Origin of the sequence: Lutibacter sp. Hel_I_33_5, from assembly GCF_007827455.1 — a bacterium.
Classification (GTDB): Bacteria; Bacteroidota; Bacteroidia; order Flavobacteriales; family Flavobacteriaceae; genus Polaribacter.
In genome coordinates, this window is record NZ_VISM01000001.1 from 2,005,337 (window position 1) to 2,026,988 (window position 21,652).

General features: G+C 30.0%; 21 protein-coding genes and 1 pseudogene. 7 read left to right on the forward strand and 15 right to left on the reverse strand.

Annotation, left to right across the window (positions count from 1 at the left end; translation table 11 throughout):
* The first annotated feature begins 56 nt into the window (after positions 1-56).
* Positions 57-749 carry a hypothetical protein gene (locus OD91_RS08945; RefSeq protein ID WP_144896047.1) on the forward strand — a complete coding sequence of 231 codons (693 nt, stop codon included), beginning with the start codon at positions 57-59 and terminating at the stop codon, positions 747-749.
* 48 nt (positions 750-797) lie between these two features.
* On the opposite strand, the pseudogene OD91_RS08950 reads toward OD91_RS08945, so the two are convergent.
* Positions 798-1,769, reverse strand: a pseudogene (locus OD91_RS08950) (IS110 family transposase).
* A 323-nt stretch (positions 1,770-2,092) separates the two neighbouring features.
* Here OD91_RS08950 and OD91_RS08955 point away from each other — a divergent pair.
* Positions 2,093-2,335 carry a MoaD/ThiS family protein gene (locus OD91_RS08955; RefSeq protein WP_144896048.1) on the forward strand — a complete coding sequence of 81 codons (243 nt, stop codon included), beginning with the start codon at positions 2,093-2,095 and terminating at the stop codon, positions 2,333-2,335.
* A 43-nt stretch (positions 2,336-2,378) separates the two neighbouring features.
* Here the strand turns inward: OD91_RS08955 and OD91_RS08960 are convergent, their stop codons facing one another.
* Entirely contained in the window at positions 2,379-2,651 is a 273-nt protein-coding gene (locus OD91_RS08960) for a DUF3817 domain-containing protein (RefSeq protein WP_144896049.1), read from the reverse strand.
* A 138-nt stretch (positions 2,652-2,789) separates the two neighbouring features.
* Between OD91_RS08960 and OD91_RS08965 the strand changes: the two genes are divergently transcribed.
* The gene (locus OD91_RS08965; RefSeq protein WP_144896050.1) at positions 2,790-3,212 is read left to right on the forward strand and encodes a molybdenum cofactor biosynthesis protein MoaE; all 423 of its coding nucleotides are present in this window, start codon (positions 2,790-2,792) and stop codon (positions 3,210-3,212) included.
* Here OD91_RS08965 and OD91_RS08970 read toward each other — a convergent pair whose 3' ends face one another.
* From OD91_RS08970 to OD91_RS08980, 3 genes are all read right to left on the reverse strand, one after another.
* Complete coding sequence (locus OD91_RS08970; RefSeq protein WP_144896051.1) at positions 3,213-4,982, reverse strand: DNA mismatch repair protein MutS; 1,770 nt, start codon at positions 4,980-4,982, stop codon at positions 3,213-3,215. It abuts the gene before it with no gap.
* 10 nt (positions 4,983-4,992) lie between these two features.
* Positions 4,993-6,084 (reverse strand): HesA/MoeB/ThiF family protein, encoded by a 1,092-nt coding sequence (locus OD91_RS08975; RefSeq protein WP_144896052.1) that lies wholly within the window; start codon positions 6,082-6,084, stop codon positions 4,993-4,995.
* A 69-nt stretch (positions 6,085-6,153) separates the two neighbouring features.
* Complete coding sequence (locus OD91_RS08980) at positions 6,154-7,290, reverse strand: molybdenum cofactor guanylyltransferase (RefSeq protein WP_144896053.1); 1,137 nt, start codon at positions 7,288-7,290, stop codon at positions 6,154-6,156.
* A 264-nt stretch (positions 7,291-7,554) separates the two neighbouring features.
* Here OD91_RS08980 and OD91_RS08985 point away from each other — a divergent pair, with 264 nt between their 5' ends.
* Positions 7,555-8,892: a deoxyguanosinetriphosphate triphosphohydrolase gene (locus OD91_RS08985; protein WP_144896054.1), complete on the forward strand. Its 1,338-nt coding sequence runs from the start codon at positions 7,555-7,557 to the stop codon at positions 8,890-8,892.
* A gap of 46 nt (positions 8,893-8,938) precedes the next feature.
* On the opposite strand, the gene dxs is transcribed toward OD91_RS08985, so the two are convergent.
* Positions 8,939-10,723, reverse strand: a complete 1,785-nt coding sequence (gene dxs, locus OD91_RS08990) for a 1-deoxy-D-xylulose-5-phosphate synthase (RefSeq protein ID WP_144896055.1) — start codon at positions 10,721-10,723, stop codon at positions 8,939-8,941.
* Between the two features lie 63 nt (positions 10,724-10,786).
* Here dxs and OD91_RS08995 point away from each other — a divergent pair, with 63 nt between their 5' ends.
* Positions 10,787-11,236: a nucleoside deaminase gene (locus OD91_RS08995; protein ID WP_144896056.1), complete on the forward strand. Its 450-nt coding sequence runs from the start codon at positions 10,787-10,789 to the stop codon at positions 11,234-11,236.
* Here OD91_RS08995 and OD91_RS09000 read toward each other — a convergent pair.
* A complete protein-coding gene (locus OD91_RS09000) occupies positions 11,233-11,439 on the reverse strand; it encodes a helix-turn-helix transcriptional regulator (protein ID WP_144896057.1) in 207 nt (68 codons plus the stop codon). The two genes, OD91_RS08995 and OD91_RS09000, sit on opposite strands and share 4 nt — an antisense overlap.
* 1 nt (position 11,440) lies before the next feature.
* Positions 11,441-11,971: a DUF2975 domain-containing protein gene (locus tag OD91_RS09005; protein WP_144896058.1), complete on the reverse strand. Its 531-nt coding sequence runs from the start codon at positions 11,969-11,971 to the stop codon at positions 11,441-11,443.
* A 77-nt stretch (positions 11,972-12,048) separates the two neighbouring features.
* On the opposite strand from OD91_RS09005, the gene OD91_RS13515 reads away from it, so the two are divergent.
* Positions 12,049-12,201: a hypothetical protein gene (locus OD91_RS13515; protein WP_186434431.1), complete on the forward strand. Its 153-nt coding sequence runs from the start codon at positions 12,049-12,051 to the stop codon at positions 12,199-12,201.
* Between the two features lie 93 nt (positions 12,202-12,294).
* Here OD91_RS13515 and OD91_RS09010 read toward each other — a convergent pair whose 3' ends face one another.
* The 7 genes from OD91_RS09010 to OD91_RS09040 form a co-directional block, all read right to left on the reverse strand.
* Entirely contained in the window at positions 12,295-12,735 is a 441-nt protein-coding gene (locus tag OD91_RS09010) for a LexA family transcriptional regulator (RefSeq protein ID WP_144896059.1), read from the reverse strand.
* 119 nt (positions 12,736-12,854) lie between these two features.
* Positions 12,855-16,172 carry a class I tRNA ligase family protein gene (locus tag OD91_RS09015; protein WP_144896060.1) on the reverse strand — a complete coding sequence of 1,106 codons (3,318 nt, stop codon included), beginning with the start codon at positions 16,170-16,172 and terminating at the stop codon, positions 12,855-12,857.
* A gap of 107 nt (positions 16,173-16,279) precedes the next feature.
* Positions 16,280-16,822 carry a DUF2911 domain-containing protein gene (locus OD91_RS09020; RefSeq protein WP_144896061.1) on the reverse strand — a complete coding sequence of 181 codons (543 nt, stop codon included), beginning with the start codon at positions 16,820-16,822 and terminating at the stop codon, positions 16,280-16,282.
* Positions 16,823-16,917: 95 nt separating this feature from the next.
* Complete coding sequence (locus tag OD91_RS09025; RefSeq protein WP_144896062.1) at positions 16,918-17,031, reverse strand: FeoB-associated Cys-rich membrane protein; 114 nt, start codon at positions 17,029-17,031, stop codon at positions 16,918-16,920.
* Positions 17,031-19,145, reverse strand: a complete 2,115-nt coding sequence (feoB, locus tag OD91_RS09030; protein ID WP_144896063.1) for a ferrous iron transport protein B — start codon at positions 19,143-19,145, stop codon at positions 17,031-17,033. Before feoB ends, OD91_RS09025 begins: the two co-directional genes overlap by 1 nt.
* On the reverse strand, positions 19,145-19,369 hold the full coding sequence (locus tag OD91_RS09035) for a FeoA family protein (RefSeq protein ID WP_144896064.1): 225 nt from the start codon (positions 19,367-19,369) through the stop codon (positions 19,145-19,147). Before OD91_RS09035 ends, feoB begins: the two co-directional genes overlap by 1 nt.
* Before the next feature lie 86 nt (positions 19,370-19,455).
* The gene (locus OD91_RS09040) at positions 19,456-20,136 is read right to left on the reverse strand and encodes an SCO family protein (protein ID WP_144896065.1); all 681 of its coding nucleotides are present in this window, start codon (positions 20,134-20,136) and stop codon (positions 19,456-19,458) included.
* Between the two features lie 169 nt (positions 20,137-20,305).
* On the opposite strand from OD91_RS09040, the gene rseP reads away from it, so the two are divergent.
* Complete coding sequence (gene rseP / locus OD91_RS09045) at positions 20,306-21,652, forward strand: RIP metalloprotease RseP (protein ID WP_144896066.1); 1,347 nt, start codon at positions 20,306-20,308, stop codon at positions 21,650-21,652.

Consider the following 21,652-nt stretch of genomic DNA (forward strand, 5'->3'; position numbering starts at 1 on the left):
AATCATTGAAACGATGCATATTCGTAAAGTTGCCCACCATTTGAAAAAAAATCGAAATGAAAATTAAAATTCTGATTTTAATAATGTTTACTAACATTAGTTGTCGACAAAAAGGTGTTGATATTTTGGAAACAAAAGTGAATCAAATTAATAGATTAGAAACAAAATCAAAACACAACCAGATTCCGGAGAAATGGAATATGGAACTTTATAAAAATGATAAAAAATGGTTAAAAAATACGAATTCTAAACCTCTGAATTCTTTAGCCTTTCCTGTTGAAAAATATGAATATTACGTTTTTAATGAACCTTTTAATTTTCAAATAAATGGTTTTCATTTTTCTGGAATTTCATTCGGAGAAAATACTGGAGGAAAAGATGACAAGTTTATATTCAAACATGAATTAACTTTAATATTTTATTCGGGGGAAAAAGATTATCAAATAAATGGAGATGTTTCTTCAAGAAATTTTCCTTATTTAACAATTCAAGGACAACTAAAATTGAATAATATTTATGATTTCATTGGAGTAAAAAGCCCTGAAAACTCTGGATATCTGATTGTTAATCTAAAATCTTTTGATTTGAAGTTTGGGCAAACTGTTATTATTTTTCCTAATAAAGATAATTCATTCTATTATTTACAATCAAATGAAAAACCCCAAATTAATGAAGACATTAAGAAATATGTTTACAGATTAAAAACAGACAAAAGAATTATGAAAATGATTAAATTGGCTGAAGAATAAAAAACGGTGGGCAACAAAGTACTGTGGTAAAAAACAAGTAAAAACTCATTAAATATTCACTAAAGTACTTCTATAAGTATCATCATATATTAATCCTGATTTAGCAATGGCAAATGCTTGTTTTAATAGTTTATTACACACCGCTATTAATGCTAATTTTTTACTCTTTCCTTTGGCAACTATTCGTTCATAAATTTCTCTACAAGCCTTGTTGTATTTACAAGCATTAAAACTACACATAAATAATAAATTTCGAAGCTTCTGGTTGCCTATTTTACTTATTCTGGATCGTCCATTTATACTACTTCCACTTTGTCTAATTACAGGAGTTAATCCAGCATAACTACACAATTCACTTCCGCTTTTAAAACGATCAAATCCATCTGTTAAAACAACTAACATTAGCGCTGTTTTATTTCCAATTCCAGGTATTGTTTTTAGGCGTGTTAAAACATCTTGATGTAGCTTTCTTACTAAAATTAATAATGCTGCCTCTACCTTTTCTATTTGTTATGTTACCTGTCTCAAACTACTTTTTAATGAGCTCGTAACTACTTTACTTGGATTGCCCAAAACTTCTTCTCCATGTATTTTGTTTTTTAACATAGTACTCTGTTTTGTATACACAGAAAGAAGTCTTGTCATTTGTAAGCTTTCTAACTGATGTTTTGAATTACCTTGCCATAACTTTAATTCAACTTGTTTTGCATACTCACAAATCAATCTTGAATCGCTTTTATCTGTCTTTATTTTTGATAACTTCATCTGGATAAAGCGTTTCACCGACAGAGGGTTTTCTACAGATACTTTTATACTGTTTTCCTGTAAAAAATAAGCCAACCTGTAATGGTAATAACCTGTAGCTTCCATTACACAATGACTATTGTAATCTAGATGTTTTACAAATTTTTTAAATCCAGTTACATTGTTTTTAAACTGATAATAATTACCAGAAGAATCTGTAACATCAAATACTAAATGACTAATGTCTATTCCAAAATATTTAATATCTTTATTCATAAGAAAATGTTTTAACGAAAGGACAACCTACGCGAGTTTCAACGACTTAAAATCGAGGTCTGAAGCCTCATAAAACTGTACGAAATCTGTGTAGAAAAGATAGGGGATTTTTAATGTTGACGAGATCAATAGTCTCTCCGTGTATAATAACCTTAATCCTCTCTTTTGTGCTTTCTAATTTATATGGCTTAAGTTAACCTTTTTATTAAAATGCTCACTTGCGAAATTCCTTCGGAATTTTGTCGTTCGTGTTTTATTTAGTAAATTTATTGCTTAAACAACGCATCAAAGCTTATACAAACACGTTAGCGAAACTCTAAAAAATGACCATTAAACTTTTACTTTTCGGAATCTCTTCAGATCTATTAGAAACCTCTTCTTTAGATTTTGAAGTAGCGAATAAGCATTCTGTTCAGAATTTAAAAAATGATTTATTAGAAAAATATCCGCAGTTAGAAAATATCGATTCTTATGCAATTGCCGTTAATGAAACCTATGCTACAGATGATGTAATTATACAAGAAAATGATATTGTGGCTATTATTCCACCAGTTAGTGGAGGGTAATTCATGTTATGTGATTCTGAAACAAGTTCAGAATGACGAAATGTTAACGTAAATACTTTTTATCAATATAAAAAGTACCAAAAGGAATTATTGAAGCTAATAAAACAATTCCTAACGTTTTGTTATCCCAATTCATTTGTTTTTTAATTACAATTGCCAAAACTATATATAACATAAAAAGAATTCCATGTGGCATTCCTAACATTTTTACATAGGCTTCATGTCCTTGTAAATACTTAATTGGAGTTGCAATAAATAATAAAAGCAGGTAAGAAACACCTTCTAAAACACTTACAATTCTAAATATATTTTTCATTGAAAACATTATTTAACACGTCATTGCAAATAAAATGAAGCAATCTCATAATTAAAAAAAGATTACTTCGTCGTTTCTCCTCGTAATGACAAATTTTGACGCAAAGATACATTTTGATTTCCTATTTTTGCGATAGTTATGAGTCAAACATCTATAAAAATAACTTCAGAAAAACTCGATTTACAAGAATGTTACAATTTTGTAAGGGATGATTCTTGTGGCGGAATTTCTGCATTTCTTGGCACTGTTAGAAATGACACAAAAGGAAAAGAAGTTCTTCAATTAGATTTTTCTACTTACAAACCAATGGCGATTAAAGAAATGCAAAAAATTGCAGATATCGCTTTAGACAAATTTGATATTAAAAAAATTGCGATTCATCATGCAGAAGGCATGTTGCAGATTGGTGATATTCCTGTAATTATTACTGTTTCTTCTAAACATAGAAAAGCTGCTTTTGATGCCTGTGAATTTGCAATTGACACCTTAAAAGAAACAGTTCCTATCTGGAAAAAAGAGCATTTTAAAGATGGTGAAGTTTGGGTTAATGCACATCCATAATTAAACAATCTCCATTTTCTTCAATAAAAAGGAAGCGTTCATATTTTTACAAATTCCGTTTTTTAAAGTATAATCAAAATGTAATTCGTCATTGATAATTTCCGCATCAAAATAGCAGTTTTTAATTTCAGAAAATTCATTTTCTAATTCACACAAACTCACATCATGCGTAGCAATAATTCCTGTCGATTTAGACTTGGTTAATTTCTCAACAAACTTTTTAGACCCAATTGCCTTGTCTTTACTATTGGTTCCTTTTAAAATTTCATCAAGAATGATGAAGTATTTCTCAGTATTAATTTCATCAACAATAAATTTTAGTCGTTTTAATTCCGAATAAAAATACGATTCATCTTCTGTTAAAGAATCTGAAGTTCGCATGCTGGTTATCAATTTTATAGGCGAATAATCAAATTTCTCAGCACAAACAGGCAAGCCACAATTTACCATAACAATCGATAAAGAAACCGTTCTTAAAAAAGTACTTTTTCCTGCCATATTTGCTCCTGTAACAATAAAAAATTGCTCGTCCTCAATTATAAAATCGTTGTCTATTCTTTTATTAGCATCTAATAAAGGATGCCCTAAATTGATTCCGTTTATGATTTCTTTATTTGTGTTTAATTCTGGAAAAACAAAACTTGGATGATTAAATTTAAAATTTGCTAACGAATTTTGAGCATCAAAATAGGCAACAACTTCAAACCAGTTTTCTACAATATCTTTGTACTTAAAAATCCACTGTTCTACTTTAGAAGCACTTCTAAGATCCCACAAGAAAAAACCATTTCCGATTACGGCAATTATAATATTATTTCGTTGATCGAAAGCATCTAGAATTTTAGCAAACTCTTTAAAAATTGATGATGCTTTTTTATCTTCAGACTTTATTATTTCTTGTTGATGATTTAAATTCTCAGCAGAAAAATTCTCTGTTTCAATCTCATTTAATAAAAGATGATATTGCTTAAATGTTTCTCTAAACAAGTCTGTTTCTGTATATAATTTTTGAGTTTTTTTAAAGAACTTTCCAGAGATAGAAAGGCCTATAAAAAACCATGCTATTAAAACAGAAAAAGGTAGTATACTAAAAGAGATTAAACCAATTAACACTAAAGATACTAGTGAAAATACTTTAGTTAATATTGATATATAACTTGGTAATTTCTTTGTGTAATTCGATACCCAATCAACAATTAATTTAGAGCTAGTTTTAACTGTAACCAAACTTGCCAATGCAGAAAAATGTTGACACCAAGTTACTTTTTTTGAAAGCTCGTTTATAGCATTCTGTTTTTCTAAAATTGCATCAATATTGTTTTCTGTAAATAAATTTGCTAATCTATTTTTACCATCAATAGTTGTAGTTCTATTCGTATATTGAAAAAACGAACCTTTCCCAAAAAGATCAATATCATTGCTATAAAAATGTACAGGATTTACAAATTCTTGTCCTGAATCTAAATGAAAAAAATCACGATTTAAAACCTTTATTTCAGTTTTGGTGATATTAATTTTTGCATCTACAATAGCTTTATCTCTTTTTAAATTGATGTATTTCAACACTAAAAAAGAAAATAATAATATTCCTAAAAAAGCAATAATAAAAACATCTGGATAGTTACCAAAAGTGAGATAAATTAAAAAACATATTCCTAAAAAAACGAATAATCTAACAACTCCCAAATTGATAAGTTTTTTCTTAAGATTAGAAGATTGATTTTCTAAATCAGAAAGTTGTTGCTTGTAAAATTCTAGTGGATTTTTCATTTATATAAAACTAATTATAGCTAGAAATTCCGCCAGTTAAATTCAATACTTCTAATTCTGGATATTCCTCTTTTAATAATTTTGTAGCCTTATAACTATTAAATCCACGTTGGCAAACCATTACATATGTTTTGGTTTTATCTACCTCAATATTATCAACATTAAAACTCTGAATAGGTATTGTTTTATCAACTTTAAAAGGTAATTTTAAATTAGGTAAAACTGCTATAATTTCTAGATTTCTCGACTCCGCTCGAAATGACAAACGTTCTTTTAATTCTGATGGAGAAATTTGCCAATCAGAATTTTGAGAACTACAAGCAGCATCAAAATAAGTTTGAAGTTTAAAAATTTTAGCAATCTTATCTTTTAAAACGGTTGGTTTCAATTTCATTTTTAGTTGCGAATTTTGAAGCGAATTATAGATCAATAATTCATTTGTTAAGGGTTTACCAATTCCTGTAATTAGTTTTAAAACTTCGTTTACTTGCTGAGTTGCAATCATTCCAACAATAGCATTTAACGTTCCTGCTTCCTCGCAATTTGGGACATCAGTTGCCATTTCTGGAAAAGCATCTCGTAAGTTTGCAGAATAACTTCCGTCATTTTGCAAAACATTAAAAGTAGCAATATATCCATCAAATTTATACAAAGAACCATAAACTAAAGGCTTCCCATTCATCACACAAGCGTCATTAAGCAAGTATTTTGTTGGTAAGGAATCTGTTCCGTCAACTACAATATCAAAATCTGAAATAATTTCAATCACATTTTCTTTTGTGATGGGTTTATTGGTATAACTAACTTCTGTAAAAGGTGCTCTTTTTTTTATAAATTCTGATAAAACTGCTGCTTTTGATTTACCAACATCATGTAAACTATAAAAAACCTGTCTATGCAAATTAGTTTCATCTATGGTGTCAAAATCCACTAAATGAATTTTCCCAATACCACTTGATGCTAAATAAACCGCTATCGGACTTCCTAAACCTCCACAACCAACTACCAAAACAGATGCGTTTTGTAGTTTTAGTTGCCCAACTTCACCAATATCAGACAAAGTAATTTGACGTTTAAAAAGTTGATTTTTTGTTATTTTCATTTTTTGTCATTGCGAAACTTTTAAAAAAGTTGTGGCAATCTCATTTTAATTAATAGATTACTTCGTCTTTCATCCTCGTAATGACGAACTATTTATCTCTTTTTTAGCAATTTCAAACTCTTCAGGAGTATTAATATTTCTGATAAAAGAATCGTCAATTTCTACAATTTCTACATCAGAATTAATCAACATTTTACGTGGACAAGAATATCCTTGCGCTAAATATTGTAATAAAATTGGATATGCTTTTGGCTCATAAATGGTAATTAACGGCTCAACAAATTCTTTGTTTTTTCCTTTTATTGCTGTTGCAACTTTAGATGAATTTCTTTTTTGTAACAACAACTGAATTATTTCATCATTTACAAAAGGAACATCAGTTGCTAACACAAACCAAGCGGAATTTGGGTCTTTTTGAAAGGCAGAACAGATTCCACCAAATGGTCCTAAATTCAAAAAAGTATCGTGAATTTCAGTTACATATTCAGAAGAATTTTGAACAGAATAAGACGTTTCTAAATTATTACTTTGTAGCAAATCTTTAGCAACTTCTTTTTGAGGTTTTCCAAAATAAATTAATTCAGATTTATCTTTCCCCATTCTTGTGCTTTTTCCTCCAACCAAAACTAATCCTTTTATGGGTGCAATTTTTTCTTGAATTAAATTATTGATATGATTTGCTATTTTATCAACTTCATCAATTGTATAAGAAATAAGGTTTCTTATATGAGGATATTTTTCCTCTAAAAAAGGAAAAAATTCTGTTTCAGATTTTAACTTTATAACAAACTGAATTCTATCTAATTGCTCCAATCTTTTTAAAACAGAAGCTTCTTTTGTTTTGTCTAAAATTAAAATTTGTTTTGCTCCTTGATAATGATTTCCGTTGATAAAAACATAATCGTATTGTGAGAAATTTAATCGTTGTTGAAACTTATTTATAGTTCCAGAAGTTGTAATCTGCACATTTCCTTGATGGTGAAAAGTATATTCTGATAACTGATAAGTGTCATCTCGAGCGGAGTCGAGAGATTTTGCATGAGAAGCATCAAAATATGCCAATTTATAATTGGATAGTTTTTCAGAAACTTGATTTACTAAATCAGAAATTACACCACAATTTGATCCTAAAATAGCAATCTCATTTGGTGCGAAAATGTCATTATCTCGCCTTTCTAAATTTGTATGTTTTTTGTGTTTTTTCAAATTTATTGTTCATTTTTTCATTCATTGACAAGTTAAGAAATCCGAAGACAAAATTAGCAATAATAAATTTTGTTGAATTAATAACTTTTAAGAATTAATTTTAGTTTTAAAAAATCAAAAAAGTAGGAGAGGAGTTGATAATCTTAATTCAAATTACTAGTTAGTATTTAAAACACTTTTTGATTTCAATATTATTCTTAAGAATTAAATGAAACAATAGAATTAAAATAAAGATTTCGTATTTTCGAAAAATTTACAAAACAAATGAACTGGCAACAATTACTTTCTTTAAAACGATTTGGCGATACCGAAAAACGTTTACGTGCAGCACAAGATGAAACACGTTCTGGTTTTGAAGTAGATTTTGATAGAATCATATTTTCATCCCCTTTTAGAAGTTTACAAGATAAAACACAGGTAATTCCGCTATCAGAAACCGATTTTGTACATACGCGTTTAACACACAGTTTAGAAGTTTCTGTTGTAGGAAGAACGCTAGGAAGACGTGTTGGAAAAGTACTGTTAGAACGTCATCCAGAATTGATTGAATTAGGATATACCTTCAACGATTTTGGGGCAATTGTTGCAGCAGCTTCTGTAACGCATGATATTGGAAACCCACCTTTTGGTCATTCTGGAGAAAAAGCAATCGGTGAATACTTTAAAACAGGAAATGGCGTAAAATATAAAGATCAGTTATCCGATAAAGAATATCAAGATTTAATTGATTTTGAAGGAAATGCAAACGGATTTAAAATCTTAACCGAAAGCAGAGAAGGAATTTCTGGCGGTTTGCGATTAAGTTATGCAACCTTAGGGGCTTTTTTAAAGTACCCTAAAGAGAGTTTACCAAAAAAACCAACCCAACATGTAGTAGATAAAAAATATGGCTTTTTTCAGTCTGAAAAAGCAGAATTTTTAGATGTTGCTACAGATTTAGGGCTACAAAAGAAATCAACCACTAATGATGTTTCTTTTTACCGTCATCCACTAGCTTATTTGGTGGAAGCAGCAGATGATATTTGCTATACAATTATCGATTTTGAAGACGGAATTAACTTAGGCTTAATCGACGAAAGTTACACATTAGAGTACATGTCTAAGTTGATAAAAAACATCAACAGAGAAAAATATTACGCATTACAACATAAAAAAGATAGAGCTGGTTATTTAAGAGCAATCGCTATAAATGCATTAATTGACGAAGCTGTCAATATCTTTTTAGACAATGAAAAATTGATTTTAAAAGGTAATTTTGATAGAGGTTTGTTAGATCGATGTCAATATGAAGCTCAGATAAATGATATTATAAAAATTAGTGTTGATAAAATTTACAACAGTAAAGAAGTAATAGAAAAAGAGGTTGCTGGGTATAAAATTATTGCTGATTTATTAGATGTTTTTGTTACCGCTTTAAATAATAAATTTGACGGAAAACCTTCTAATTTTGACAAACTAGTACTGAATTTATTACCGAAAGAATATCAAACAAAAACATCCAAATTGTATAGTAGAATTATGGCTATTTGCAGTTATGTTGCAGGAATGTCTGATGGATATGCCATGCGATTACATAAAAAATTAACGGGGAATATTTTCTAGTGTCTGGTTGAGTGTAATCGAAACCTATTTGTCTGAGACCTCTCGACTACGCTCGAGGTGACATATATTGGTTAATTTTTTTAGCAATAGATTTTGCATCTAAACCACAAATTTCTTCTAATTCTGTAACTTTTCCATGATGGATGAATTCATCAGGAACACCTAACAATTCAATTTTATTCTTATAGTTGTTTTTTGCAGCAAACTCAAGAACAGTTGAGCCAAATCCACCTTTTATCGTTCCATCTTCAATGGTAATGATGTTTTTATATTTCTTAAAAACTTCGTGTAATAAATTTTCATCTAAAGGTTTTACAAAACGCATATCATAATGCCCAATTTCTGATGAATTTTCTAAATTATTGATGGCTTTTGAAACATTATTTGCAATCGTTCCAATAGATAAAACTGCAATATCTTTTCCTTCTTGTAAACAAACTCCTTTTCCAAGTTCTATTTCTTGAAAAGGTTTTTGCCAATCGATTAAATTTCCTCTTCCACGAGGATAACGAATTGCAATCGGATTGTTTAATCCTAATTGCGCTGTGTACATGATGTTCCGTAATTCAATTTCGTTTCTAGGAGCAAAAACAATCAAATTAGGAATGCAACGTATATACGCCAAATCAAAAACACCGTGATGTGTTGCGCCATCTTCACCAACCAAACCAGCTCTATCTAAACAGAAAATTACTGGTAAATTTTGCAAGGCAACATCATGAATAACCTGATCGTAAGCCCGTTGTAAAAAAGTAGAATAAATATTACAAAACGGCACTAAACCTTGTGTTGCCATTCCTGCTGCCAACGTAACGGCGTGTTGTTCGGCAATACCGACATCAAAGGTTCTTTTAGGAAATTCTTGCATCATAAATTTTAATGAACTTCCTGTTAACATCGCTGGAGTAATACCTACTATATTTTTGTTTTCTACTGCTAATTCAACAATCGTTTTTCCAAAAATATCTTGAAATTTCGAATAGTTACTTTCTTCTTTTTTGATTCTCTCTCCAGAAATTTTATCAAATTTACCTGGTGCATGATATGTTACTTGATCTTTTTCAGCTTGCTCTAACCCTTTTCCTTTCGTAGTAATAACATGCAAAAATTTTGGTCCTTTTACCGTTTTTAAACGTTCTAATTCTGATAAAACCTTTGGTAAATTATGCCCGTCTATTGGACCTGAATAATCAAAATTCAAAGCTTTTATAATATTATTTTGTGCTGCTAATCGTTTATCAGATTTTACTTTTGTTAAATACTCTTTTAAAGCTCCTACCGCAGGATCAATTCCGATGGCATTATCATTTAAAATAATCAGAAGATTTATATCAGAAACACCTGCATGATTCAATGCTTCAAAGGCCATTCCGCTTGCAATTGAAGCATCACCAATAACCGCAATATGATGTTTTTCTAAATCACCTTTTAAATTAGAAGCAATTGCCATTCCTAAAGCTGCCGAAATTGACGTAGAAGAATGACCAACACCAAAAGTATCAAATTTACTTTCGCTTCTTTTTGGGAATCCTGAAATTCCGTTTAATTGACGATTGGTATGAAAATTTGCTTTTCTATCAGTTAATATTTTATGTCCGTATGCTTGATGTCCAACATCCCAAACCAATAAATCGTTTGGTGTATCAAACAAATAATGAAGTGCAATTGTGAGCTCAACAACGCCTAAACTAGCGCCTAAATGACCTTCTTTAGTTGCAACAATATCAATAATAAAATCACGTAACTCTTTTGCAACCTGTACAAGCTGCTCTGGATTTAATTTTCTTAAATCAGACGGATTATTGATATGTTGTAACAAATTATTTGTCATCCTGCAAAAATACAATTTTAGGCATCAAAAAGATTTTGTAATATTACTTTTTAAATATTTAGCATGATTCAACCTTTTGACGATACTTATTTTATGAAAAAAGCTTTTCAAGAAGCTGAAGCCGCTTTTGATAAAGGTGAAGTTCCTGTTGGTGCAATTATCGTTTTTAAAGATCAAATTATTGCAAGAGCACATAATCTTACGGAAACGTTAACTGATGTGACTGCTCATGCAGAAATGCAAGCATTTACTGCTGCTGCAGACTTTTTAGGTGGAAAATATTTAAAAGAATGTACGTTGTATGTTACTTTAGAGCCTTGCCAAATGTGCGCTGGCGCAAGTTATTGGACACAAATCGGTAAAATAGTTTTTGGTGCTTCAGAACCTGAACGTGGATTTGTAAATCTAAAAACAACCTTACACCCTAAAACAAAAGTAATTTCAGGAATCTTAGAAAACGAGTGTTCGCAATTGTTAAAACGGTTTTTTATTGAGAAACGGAATTTGAATTAATCGTTATTATATTCTAAAATATCAGCTGGTTGACACTCTAAAGCTTTGCAAATTGCCTCTAAAGTAGAAAAACGAATGGCTTTTGCTTTTCCAGATTTTAAGATGGATAAGTTTGCTGTTGTAATGCCAATTATTCCTGCCAATTCTTTACTTCGCATTTTACGTTTGGCAAGCATTACATCTAAATTTACTATGATTGCCATATTATATTGTTAATTCATTTTCTTTTTGAAGTATTTTAGCATTCTCAAATGATTTACTAAAAATTAAAAAGAATAAGCCTATAATAATTAGAAATGTCATACCTATATCTATTGATGATAAGTAAGATATAGCAATAGCATTTTGAATAGATTCATACATAGCTAATACATTAAGGAACTTTATTAAAATAGTAATTATACCAATAAAAAAAAATAAGTAACCAACTACCTTCAGATTTTTTATTACACTTTCAGAGAAAAATAAATTGTTTTTAAAAGGAATTATACATTTTTTTAAAAGTAATATAGCGTAAATAAAAACAAAGAAATTAATTAATGTAGTTATTGGTATTATAAAAAAACGCCAATCATTCATAAGATTAAAGACTTGTTTAAATTGTCTTAAATTATAAGGTAGGTAACTTTCGAAAAACATAAGCCCAAATATTAAAAATACTATTATTAAGGCAAAAATCACTAAGGTGTAAAATAAAAGATTAATTAAAAATCCAAGTGTATTTATAGTTTTCATAGTTATATTGTTAAGTCATTTTCAGATTGAACTTTCACTTCTTTTTTAAGTAGATAAATAATAAAAACAACCAAGAAATGAATAAAGAAAAAGAAGTGGGTTCATCAAAATTTAAATTTTTGTATTTAATAAAACTAATTACAATACCAAAGCCAAAAACTAAAAGAGAAAAAAATAATACAAATCCTGAAAAGAGACTAAACCCCCAAAAGAATATTTTTGATAATTGATATGCTATATTTTTCATCACAATAATTTATTTGATGAGACAAATATATAAAAATAATCGTAAAACGATAATAAATTATCAAAAAAGAGTAATTTTATATTTTTTTAATGACATTTGTTACAATTCCCCAAATAACAAAATCGTTGTCTTCAGTAATGTTTATAATTGGGTAATTAGGGTTTTCTGGTTGTAGCCAAACTTCATTTTTTTCTACTCTTAAACGTTTCACAGTAAACTCGCCATCTAAAAAACAAACAGCAATTTTGTTGTTTTTTGGTTCTAAACTTCTATCGATAACCAATAAATCATTGTCATCTAATCCAGCACCAATCATAGATTGCCCACTAACTTTAGCAAAAAAAGTAGCTTCTTTATTACTTATTAATTCTTCATCTAAAGAAATACGTGTTTCTCTAAAATCATCCGCTGGAGACGGAAAACCTGCAGAAATACCGGAATCAATAAAAATAGCACCGTTTGAATCTGTAGATTTTGGTGTAAAAAAAGTCAAACGATGTTGTGTTTTTGTAGTCATTTTATTTTTGTTATATGCTTAAATAAAGATTGTTAAAGTTAAAAAACATTTTTCACATTCTTTTAGTAACCTAAAATTAATCTCACAAACAAAATAATACCTATTGCAGATTGTGACTGCTAACCCACTATATTTACAATTTTACCTGGGACAACAATAATTTTCTTTGGTTCTCGTCCTGCGAGTTGCGCAATTGTTTTTTCGTGTGCCATTACTGTTTTTTCTATTTCTTCTTTAGATAAATCCAAAGGAAGTTCTAGGGTAAAACGCATTTTACCGTTAAAAGAAATCGGGTAATTTTTAGCACTTTCTACCAAATGTTTTGCATCAAAAACTGGAAATTGAGCAGTTGAAATACTTTCTTTATTTCCTAACTTGTTCCATAATTCTTCTGCAATATGTGGCGCATATGGCGATAATAAAACCAATAAAAGCTCTAAAATTTCACGCTTATTACATTTTAAAGTTGTTAACTCATTTACTGCAATCATAAAAGTAGAAACAGATGTATTAAAAGAGAAATTCTCGATGTCTTCTTCTACTTTTTTAATAGTTTTATGTAATGTTTTTAATTCGTCTTTTGTAGCTTTATCTTCTGAAACTTCAAATACTTCTCCATTAAAATACAGTTTCCATAATTTTTTTAAGAATGATGAAACTCCAGAAATACCTGAGGTTTTCCAAGGTTTAGCTTGCTCTAAAGGCCCTAAAAACATTTCAAACAAACGCAATGCATCAGCTCCATATTCTTCACAAATAGCATCTGGATTTACAACATTGTACTTAGATTTAGACATTTTTTCTACTTCTCTAGAAACTTTAAAAGTGCCATCTTCTTCTGTTATAAATTCTGCATCATTAAATTCTGCTCTCCAATTTTTAAAAGCTTCAATATCTAATTCATCAGAAGAGTTTACAAATGAAACATCAGTGTGTAATGAAAAAATTCCGTCTATTTTATCTTTTCCTGTTATTTGATAAACAGGATCTAACATTTTAAATAAAAACTTGCTTAAATCTTTTTCCTTACTCTTCGAATCTAATGTTAATAAATCAGAAGAAATAAAAATTGGACCTCCAGAATATCCTTTAATATTTAATCTATTCACAAAAGCAGAAGTCCCCAAAATCATTCCTTGGTTAATCAGTTTTTTAGCAAACTCATCAACAGGTACAATTCCTTTATCAAACAAGAATTTTTGCCAAAAACGTGCGTATAATAAATGTCCTGTTGCGTGTTCAGATCCACCAATATATAAATCAACTTCTTTCCAATAATCTAATGCTTCTTTGCTTGCAAACTCACTTTCGTTATTCGCATCCATGTATCGGTTAAAATACCAAGAACTTCCTGCCCAACCTGGCATAGTGTTCAACTCTAAAGGATAGACGGTTTTATTTTTTAGTTTTTCGTTGCTTACTACTTTATTTGCACGCGAATCCCAAGCCCATTCTGTTGCGTTTCCTAAAGGTGGTTTTCCATCTTCGGTTGGTAAGTATTTTTCTACTTCTGGCAACACAATTGGCAAGTGTTTTGCATCAATCATTTGCGGCATTCCGTCTTTATAATAGACAGGAAAAGGTTCTCCCCAATAACGTTGTCTGCTAAAAACAGCATCACGCAATCGGTAGTTTATTTTTCCTTCTCCATAACCTTGCTTTTCTAATTCGTAAATGGCAAGTTTCATCGCTTTTTTGTACGATAATCCATTTAAAAAATCTGAGTTTGCAATTTTGGTTCCTTCTTTATCTGCATGAGCGGCTTCAGAAATATCTACATTTTCAAAAATGTTAGGAATTTCGATTCCAAAATGTTTTGCGAAATCGTAATCACGTTGATCTCCACATGGAACCGCCATAACAGCACCTGTTCCGTAATTTGCTAGAACGTAATCTCCGATCCAAATCGGTACTTTTTTTCCCGTAAACGGATGCAATGCATACGCACCTGTAAAAGCACCTGAAATAGTTTTTACATCTGCCATTCTATCACGTTCAGAACGTTTTGCTGTTGCTTTTATATAAGCTTCAACTTCTACTTTTTGAGCGTCGGTTGTAATTTTTGAAACTAATTCGTGTTCTGGAGCAAGTGTCATAAATGAAACTCCGAAAATTGTATCTGGACGTGTAGTAAATACATCTATATTATGAGATTTCTCGACTGCGCTCGAAATGACATCCTTCTTAGTTTTCTTTTTTTCAATTTTTGGAAATTGAATTGCAAAATTAATTTCAGAAACTACTTTTTCAACATTTTTAATTATTTCATCGTTCGTAAAACGAATAACGTTAAAACCTTCATTATTGAAATATTCAGTTCTTGCATCTTCATCTTCTTTTCCCGAAAATTCAACAATTAAACTCTTTGCTAAACACACGTAATCAACCAAAAAAGCACCAATTGTGTATTTTTTTCTGAATTTTGAAGCACCTTTTTTATTTTTTAATTCTCCCCAAAGTGTGTTTTCTGCTTTGGAAGAGTTTAAACGTAATTCTTTTAAAGCTTCGAGCTCTTTATAAGATAATTTTACTTCTGAATTCTCTTTAGAAGGAAGTCCTTCAACTTTAAAGGTCACCATTGCACCTTGACTTCTTCCAATCCAATTTGTTTGCGAATCTTTTAAAGGTTGCGGCCAATCAATTGTATTTAAACCATCCAATAAACGTTGTGCATATGCAGAAATTCGCATAGACCATTGTGTCATTTTTTTTCTGACTACAGGATGACCTCCTCTTTCTGAAACTCCGTTTATAATTTCGTCATTTGCTAAAACAGTTCCTAAAGCAGGACACCAATTTACTTCGGTATCTGATAAAAACGTTAGTCGATATTGTAATAAAATTTCTTCTTGTTCTGTTTTTGAAAACGCTTTCCATTCATCCGAAGAAAAAGGTTTTATGTCTTCATCGCAAACAGCATTTACAGTTGCATTTCCTTCTTTTTTAAAGATTTTAATCAATGTAGCAACATCTTCTGCTTTGTCTGAATCTTTATTATACCAAGAGTTAAAAAGCTGAATAAAAATCCACTGAGTCCATTTGTAATATTCTGGACTTGAAGTTCTTACTTCTTTACTCCAATCAAAAGAAAAACCTATTTGATCTAATTGTCTTCTATAGGTTTTTATGTTTTCTTCGGTAGTTTTTGCAGGATGCTGTCCTGTTTGAATAGCATACTGTTCTGCTGGTAATCCAAACGAATCATAGCCTTGTGGATGCAACACATTAAAGCCTTTATGGCGTTTATAACGCGCATAAATATCGGACGCAATATATCCTAACGGATGTCCAACATGCAGCCCTGCTCCACTTGGATAAGGAAACATATCTAACACATAATATTTAGGTTTTTCACTTTCATTACTGGCTTTAAAAGTTTGGTTTTTAGCCCAAAATTGTTGCCATTTCTTTTCTATCTCTTGATGATTGTATTGCATTGCGTTTCTTTATGAAGCTGCAAATTTACGTTTATTGTTTGGAAGTAGAAAGCATAAAAAAACCGCAAACTTTGTTTGCGGTTTTTAACTCTTTCAAAAAAAGTTTTTTATCCTTTTAAAGGAAGAGATACTAATACCTTCCCCCATCCTAAATACATAGTTGCGTTGTTATCTTCACCTTCAAAAGCAATACCAAACTCCTCTAAAGTTTTTTCTGAAGTGGAAACCTCTGCACTTACTCTTACAACATCTTCCGATTCTTTATAAAAATAAGAACCCCAAACGTTAGAAGCTGTACTTAAAATAACAGTCCAATTTTCTTTATTTGGAATTGTAAATAGAGTATACGTTCCTGCTTTTACTTCTTTCCCTCCAAAGGTTACATCTTTATAAAAAGTAATTTCCGCTGCTTCGTTTGCACCCGTTCTCCAAACTTTTCCTTCTGGGGCTAATTTAGAAATACTTCTTCCTTTTAATTGCGGTCGACTGTACACTACTTTTACTAGTTTATTAGAAACTCTATAGCTACTTGGAAACGATGCTGCATCCATAGGGCTTTTGTCTAAATTTGGGAATTTTTGAGCAACTGTATCTAAAGAAAAGATAAGTGTCATTGCAATAACTGCAATTGATAAGATTGATTTTTTCATTTTTAGTATATTTTTATATTAAATTTCGGTTTAATCAGTCTTCAAAAATAAATTTCCTTACTAACAAGACTATTAATATTTTGTTAAGTTTTATGTTAACATCCACAGTCTGTACTACAATTTTTATCTTTTTTTGTTGGTAATAAAAACTTCTTCACAAGAAAAACAACTGCTAAAACAACTAAAATATAAGTAACTATTTCTTGCATTAACTTAGTATTTGATAAATGATAAGTGAGGAAATATAGGCTAAAGCTCCCATTCCAAATAATTGAATAAGTGGCCATTTCCAACTTTTTGTTTCGCGCTTAACAATGGCTAAAGTTGCCATACATTGCATAGCAAATGCATAGAAAATTAGTAAGGACATTCCGGTTGCAAAATTGAACCGTTTTTTACCAGTATCTGGATTTATTTCTGCTGCCATTTTTTGCTTAATGGTTGTTGTATTTTCCTCGTCAGCTTCAACACTATAAATAGTTGCTAGCGTTCCAATAAAAACTTCTCTTGCAGCAAAAGATGCAAGTAAACCAATCCCAATTTTCCAATCGTACCCTAATGGTTTTACAACAGGTTCTATGGTTTTCCCCATAATACCGATATAGGAATTTTCTAATTTTTTAGAAGCAATTTTTTGTTGAACTTCTTTTGAAGTTAACAATGAGTTTTCGCTATTTTCTATCACATTTTTTTCAACTTCATCAAAGGAATTTGGTCCATGAGAAGCCAAAAACCACAATACAATTGAAATTGCTAAGATGATTTTACCCGCATCAAAAACAAACGATTTGGTTTTTTCTAGTACCGAAAAAAGTACATTTTTTATTGAAGGAATTTTATAGTCTGGCATTTCAATTACAAAAAACGATTTGGTATTTATTTTCAATGTTTTTTGTAAAATAAATGCCGCTAGTATCGCAGTAGCAAAACCTAAAATGTATAGTGCTAATAAAGTTAATCCTTGATAGCCAAAAACACCTCCAATTGTTTTCTGTGGAATTACCAATGCTATTAAAATTGCATATACAGGTAATCTTGCAGAACATGTTGTAAATGGCGTTACTAAGATGGTAATTAAGCGCTCTTTCCAACTAGATATTGTTCTAGTTGCCATAATTGCTGGTATGGCACATGCTGTACCAGAAATTAGTGGAATTACGCTTTTCCCATTCATCCCAAAACGACGCATTATTTTATCCATTAAAAAGACAACTCTACTCATATAACCTGTTTCTTCTAAAATGGCAATAAATAAAAATAGAATGGCGATTTGTGGTATAAAAATAATAACTCCTCCAATACCTGGAATGATTCCATCTGTTAATAAATCTGTAAGAATTCCTTGTGATAGATTGTTTTTTACAAATTGTGATAATTTTGCAAATTGCGTATCTATAAAATCCATCGGAACACTAGCCCACTCAAAAATAGATTGAAAAATCAATAATAAAATTCCGAAGAAAATTACATATCCAAATATTTTATGGGTAAAAATTTTATCTAATTTTGCTCTCGTTCCTGTTGCTTTTTTCGCATCAATTTTATACGTTTTTTTAAGGATTTCATTTATTCGTTGATAGCGATAAATGGTTTCTTTATGTTGATACTTTTTTAGCTTAAAAATATCTTCTTTAAACGCTAATAATTGTTCTTTTTCTTCTTTCGTAACGCTTGATGGAAAATTATTTTGAGTTATCATTAGCCACAATTCATACAAGGTATAATTTGGACTTACCTTTTTTAACTCGGCAAAATAATCAGCATCAATTTTAGTGTTTACCGCACACATGGGTGCCGTTTTTGAAGCTACAAAACAAGTAACAATCGCTTTTTTTAAGTTTTTAAAGCCTTCATTTTTTCTCGCGCTAACTAAAACGATATCAGATTTTATTTCTTTTTCTAGCTGTTTAATATCAATAAAAATACCTTTACGTTCCATTTGATCTGCCATGTTAATCACCAATAATGTTGGAATGGCTAAATCTTTTATTTGAGAAAATAGTAAGAGATTTCTTTTTAAGTTTTGAGGTTCTGCTACTACTACAATTACATCAGGAGAATCGGCATCCTTCTTTTCTAACAAAGTTTTTAAAACAATACTTTCATCCAACGATGTTGGATTAATACTATACGTTCCTGGTAAATCTGTAATTGTTGCAGATTGTTGATCGGAAAGTTTAGAAGTTCCTTCTTTTTTATCAACTGTAACACCAGGATAGTTTCCTACTTTTTGATGTAATCCTGTAAGTTGATTAAAAAGTGATGTTTTTCCAGTATTTGGATTTCCTATTAAAGCTACTTTTATGTTTTTTTTTGTAGCCATTATTCTTTAATAATTGAAATTTTTGCAGCGGTTTCTTCTCTAATTGCTAAATGACTTCCATTTACACAGATATATAATGGATCTTTTAAGGGAGCAATTTGAATTAGTGTAACTTCTGCTCCAGGTAAACAACCCATTTCTAGTAATTTTAACGGAATATTATCTAAAGCAACTTCAGTAATAATTCCAGTTTCACCAATTTCTAAAGAAGCAATTGTATTCAATTATTGTTTTTTATAAAAAAATCCCTGAAAATGCAGGAATTATAAATGAAGTACAAAGATATGAATTTAGAATGATTCTAAACAAGTTATTTTCTGCTATACTCTTCTTTTAATAATGCAATGTCGTCCATGATTTTTTTCATGTCTTTTTGTTTTGTTCCATCGTACAACCCTACAATTCTTCGTTCTTTATCAATCAAAACAAAGTTTTCTGTATGAATGAAATCGTTTTCATCACCATTTCCTTCATCCAAAGCTGCAAAATAGCTTTTCCTAGCTAAGGCATAAATCTGCTTTTTATCTCCCGTAGTAACATGCCATTTAGCATCATTAACACCTTTTTCAATAGCATATTTTTTAAGTATAGAAACGCTATCAATTTTTGGTGTAACCGAGTGTGATAAAAACATAATATCATCATCATTTTTATAATAATCTTGTAACTCACTCATATTATAAGCCATCATGATACATATAGATTGGCAACGAGTGAAAAAGAAATCAGCGATATAAATTTTGTCTTTAAATGTATTATTAGTGACAAACTCTCCGTTTTGATTGATTAATTTAAAATCTGCAATGGTATGATTCTTCTTTTTATTTCTAACCGAAATATCCACTAAACGTGGGTTGATATCAATCGGATTTAAACGAGGTAACTTTTTATCAACCTTTAATAAATTATAAAAAACTGGAATTACAATGGCTGAGAAAACCACAAAAAAAAGGATGGTGAATTTAGATTTTTTTAAAAACTGTAGATTCATTTTGTAAACATCTTCTGCAAATTTAATACTTAAAAAATCACTGTAAAACTAAAGCGAGTTAATACTTATCAAAAAACTTTGTTAAAACAAAAATTCATTGATTTTAGGGCTTTTACAACTCTTTTTAAAAACGTACATTTGTGGCTATCTAAAAATTGAATTACAGCAGATGGAAATATTAATTAAGGCGTCGCAATTTATTTTAAGCCTTTCTTTATTAATTGTACTACACGAATTAGGACATTTTATACCCGCAAAAATATTTAAAACCAAAGTAGAGAAATTCTATTTATTTTTTGATTATAAATTCTCATTATTCAAGAAAAAAATAGGCGAAACTGTCTATGGTATTGGTTGGATTCCGTTAGGTGGTTATGTAAAAATTGCTGGAATGATTGATGAAAGTATGGATACCGAGCAATTAAAAGAAGAACCTAAACCTTGGGAATTTAGATCTAAACCAGCATGGCAACGTTTAATTATTATGCTAGGTGGAGTATTTGTAAATTTTGTTTTAGGTATCTTAATTTATATCTGTTTAATGTGGGCGTATGGTGAACAATATTTACCAAATGAAAATGTAAAAGATGGTGTTTGGGTACAAGATCAACTAGCTGTTGATTTAGGTTTAGAAACTGGAGATAAAATTTTAACCATTGATGGACAAACAATTAAAAAATTTAGAGATTTACCTATTGAATTTATTAATGGAAACAACTATCAAATAGAGAGAAATGGTCAAGTTTTAGATAAAGAAATTCCGATTGATTTTATTTCTAAATTAGTTGATAGAGGTAAAGATGCAGGTGGATTTTTATTTCCGAGATACCCTTTTGTTATTAGAAATCTAGAAAAAGATTCTTTAAATAGTAATGCCGATATAAATCCGAAAGATATTATTACTGCAATAAACGGTAAAAACCTACCTTATTATGATTTAGCTAAAGAAGAATTGGCAAAATATAAAGGTCAAGATATTTCTTTAACTATTAAACGAGGTAATGAAATTAAAGAAGTTTCTGTTAAAGTTTCTGATTATGGAAATATTGGTGTTGGTTTTGCAGGCACTACAAACAAAGATTTAGAAAAATTAGGGTATTACAAATTAGAAGATATTAACTATTCTTTTACAGAAGCTATTCCAGCTGGAACTAAAAAAGCATGGACTACATTAACTAGTTATATTAAACAATTAAAGAAAATTTTTAACCCAAGTACGGGAGCTTATAAAGGTTTAGGTGGTTTTATTTCTATTGGAAGTATTTTCCCATCAGAATGGAGTGCCCAATCTTTTTGGAACATTACAGCGTTCTTATCAATTATGTTAGGTTTTATGAACTTATTACCAATACCTGCTTTAGATGGTGGACATGTAATGTTTACTTTATGGGAAATGATTACAGGGAAAAAACCGAGTGATAAATTCCTTGAATATGCGCAAGTAACTGGTTTTATTTTATTAATTATATTATTGGTTTTCGCAAACGGAAATGATATTTTTAGACTATTCAATTAG

Coding starts and splice junctions, on each gene's coding strand:
- OD91_RS08945 (WP_144896047.1), top strand. CDS start 57: ATGAAAATTAAAATTCTGATTTTAATAATGTTTACTAACATTAGTTGT.
- OD91_RS08955 (WP_144896048.1), top strand. CDS start 2,093: ATGACCATTAAACTTTTACTTTTCGGAATCTCTTCAGATCTATTAGAA.
- OD91_RS08960 (WP_144896049.1), bottom strand. CDS start 2,651: ATGAAAAATATATTTAGAATTGTAAGTGTTTTAGAAGGTGTTTCTTAC.
- OD91_RS08965 (WP_144896050.1), top strand. CDS start 2,790: ATGAGTCAAACATCTATAAAAATAACTTCAGAAAAACTCGATTTACAA.
- OD91_RS08970 (WP_144896051.1), bottom strand. CDS start 4,982: ATGAAAAATCCACTAGAATTTTACAAGCAACAACTTTCTGATTTAGAA.
- OD91_RS08975 (WP_144896052.1), bottom strand. CDS start 6,084: ATGAAAATAACAAAAAATCAACTTTTTAAACGTCAAATTACTTTGTCT.
- OD91_RS08985 (WP_144896054.1), top strand. CDS start 7,555: ATGAACTGGCAACAATTACTTTCTTTAAAACGATTTGGCGATACCGAA.
- dxs (WP_144896055.1), bottom strand. CDS start 10,723: ATGACAAATAATTTGTTACAACATATCAATAATCCGTCTGATTTAAGA.
- OD91_RS08995 (WP_144896056.1), top strand. CDS start 10,787: ATGATTCAACCTTTTGACGATACTTATTTTATGAAAAAAGCTTTTCAA.
- OD91_RS09000 (WP_144896057.1), bottom strand. CDS start 11,439: ATGGCAATCATAGTAAATTTAGATGTAATGCTTGCCAAACGTAAAATG.
- OD91_RS09005 (WP_144896058.1), bottom strand. CDS start 11,971: ATGAAAACTATAAATACACTTGGATTTTTAATTAATCTTTTATTTTAC.
- OD91_RS13515 (WP_186434431.1), top strand. CDS start 12,049: ATGAATAAAGAAAAAGAAGTGGGTTCATCAAAATTTAAATTTTTGTAT.
- OD91_RS09010 (WP_144896059.1), bottom strand. CDS start 12,735: ATGACTACAAAAACACAACATCGTTTGACTTTTTTTACACCAAAATCT.
- OD91_RS09015 (WP_144896060.1), bottom strand. CDS start 16,172: ATGCAATACAATCATCAAGAGATAGAAAAGAAATGGCAACAATTTTGG.
- OD91_RS09020 (WP_144896061.1), bottom strand. CDS start 16,822: ATGAAAAAATCAATCTTATCAATTGCAGTTATTGCAATGACACTTATC.
- OD91_RS09025 (WP_144896062.1), bottom strand. CDS start 17,031: ATGCAAGAAATAGTTACTTATATTTTAGTTGTTTTAGCAGTTGTTTTT.
- feoB (WP_144896063.1), bottom strand. CDS start 19,145: ATGGCTACAAAAAAAAACATAAAAGTAGCTTTAATAGGAAATCCAAAT.
- OD91_RS09040 (WP_144896065.1), bottom strand. CDS start 20,136: ATGAATCTACAGTTTTTAAAAAAATCTAAATTCACCATCCTTTTTTTT.
- rseP (WP_144896066.1), top strand. CDS start 20,306: ATGGAAATATTAATTAAGGCGTCGCAATTTATTTTAAGCCTTTCTTTA.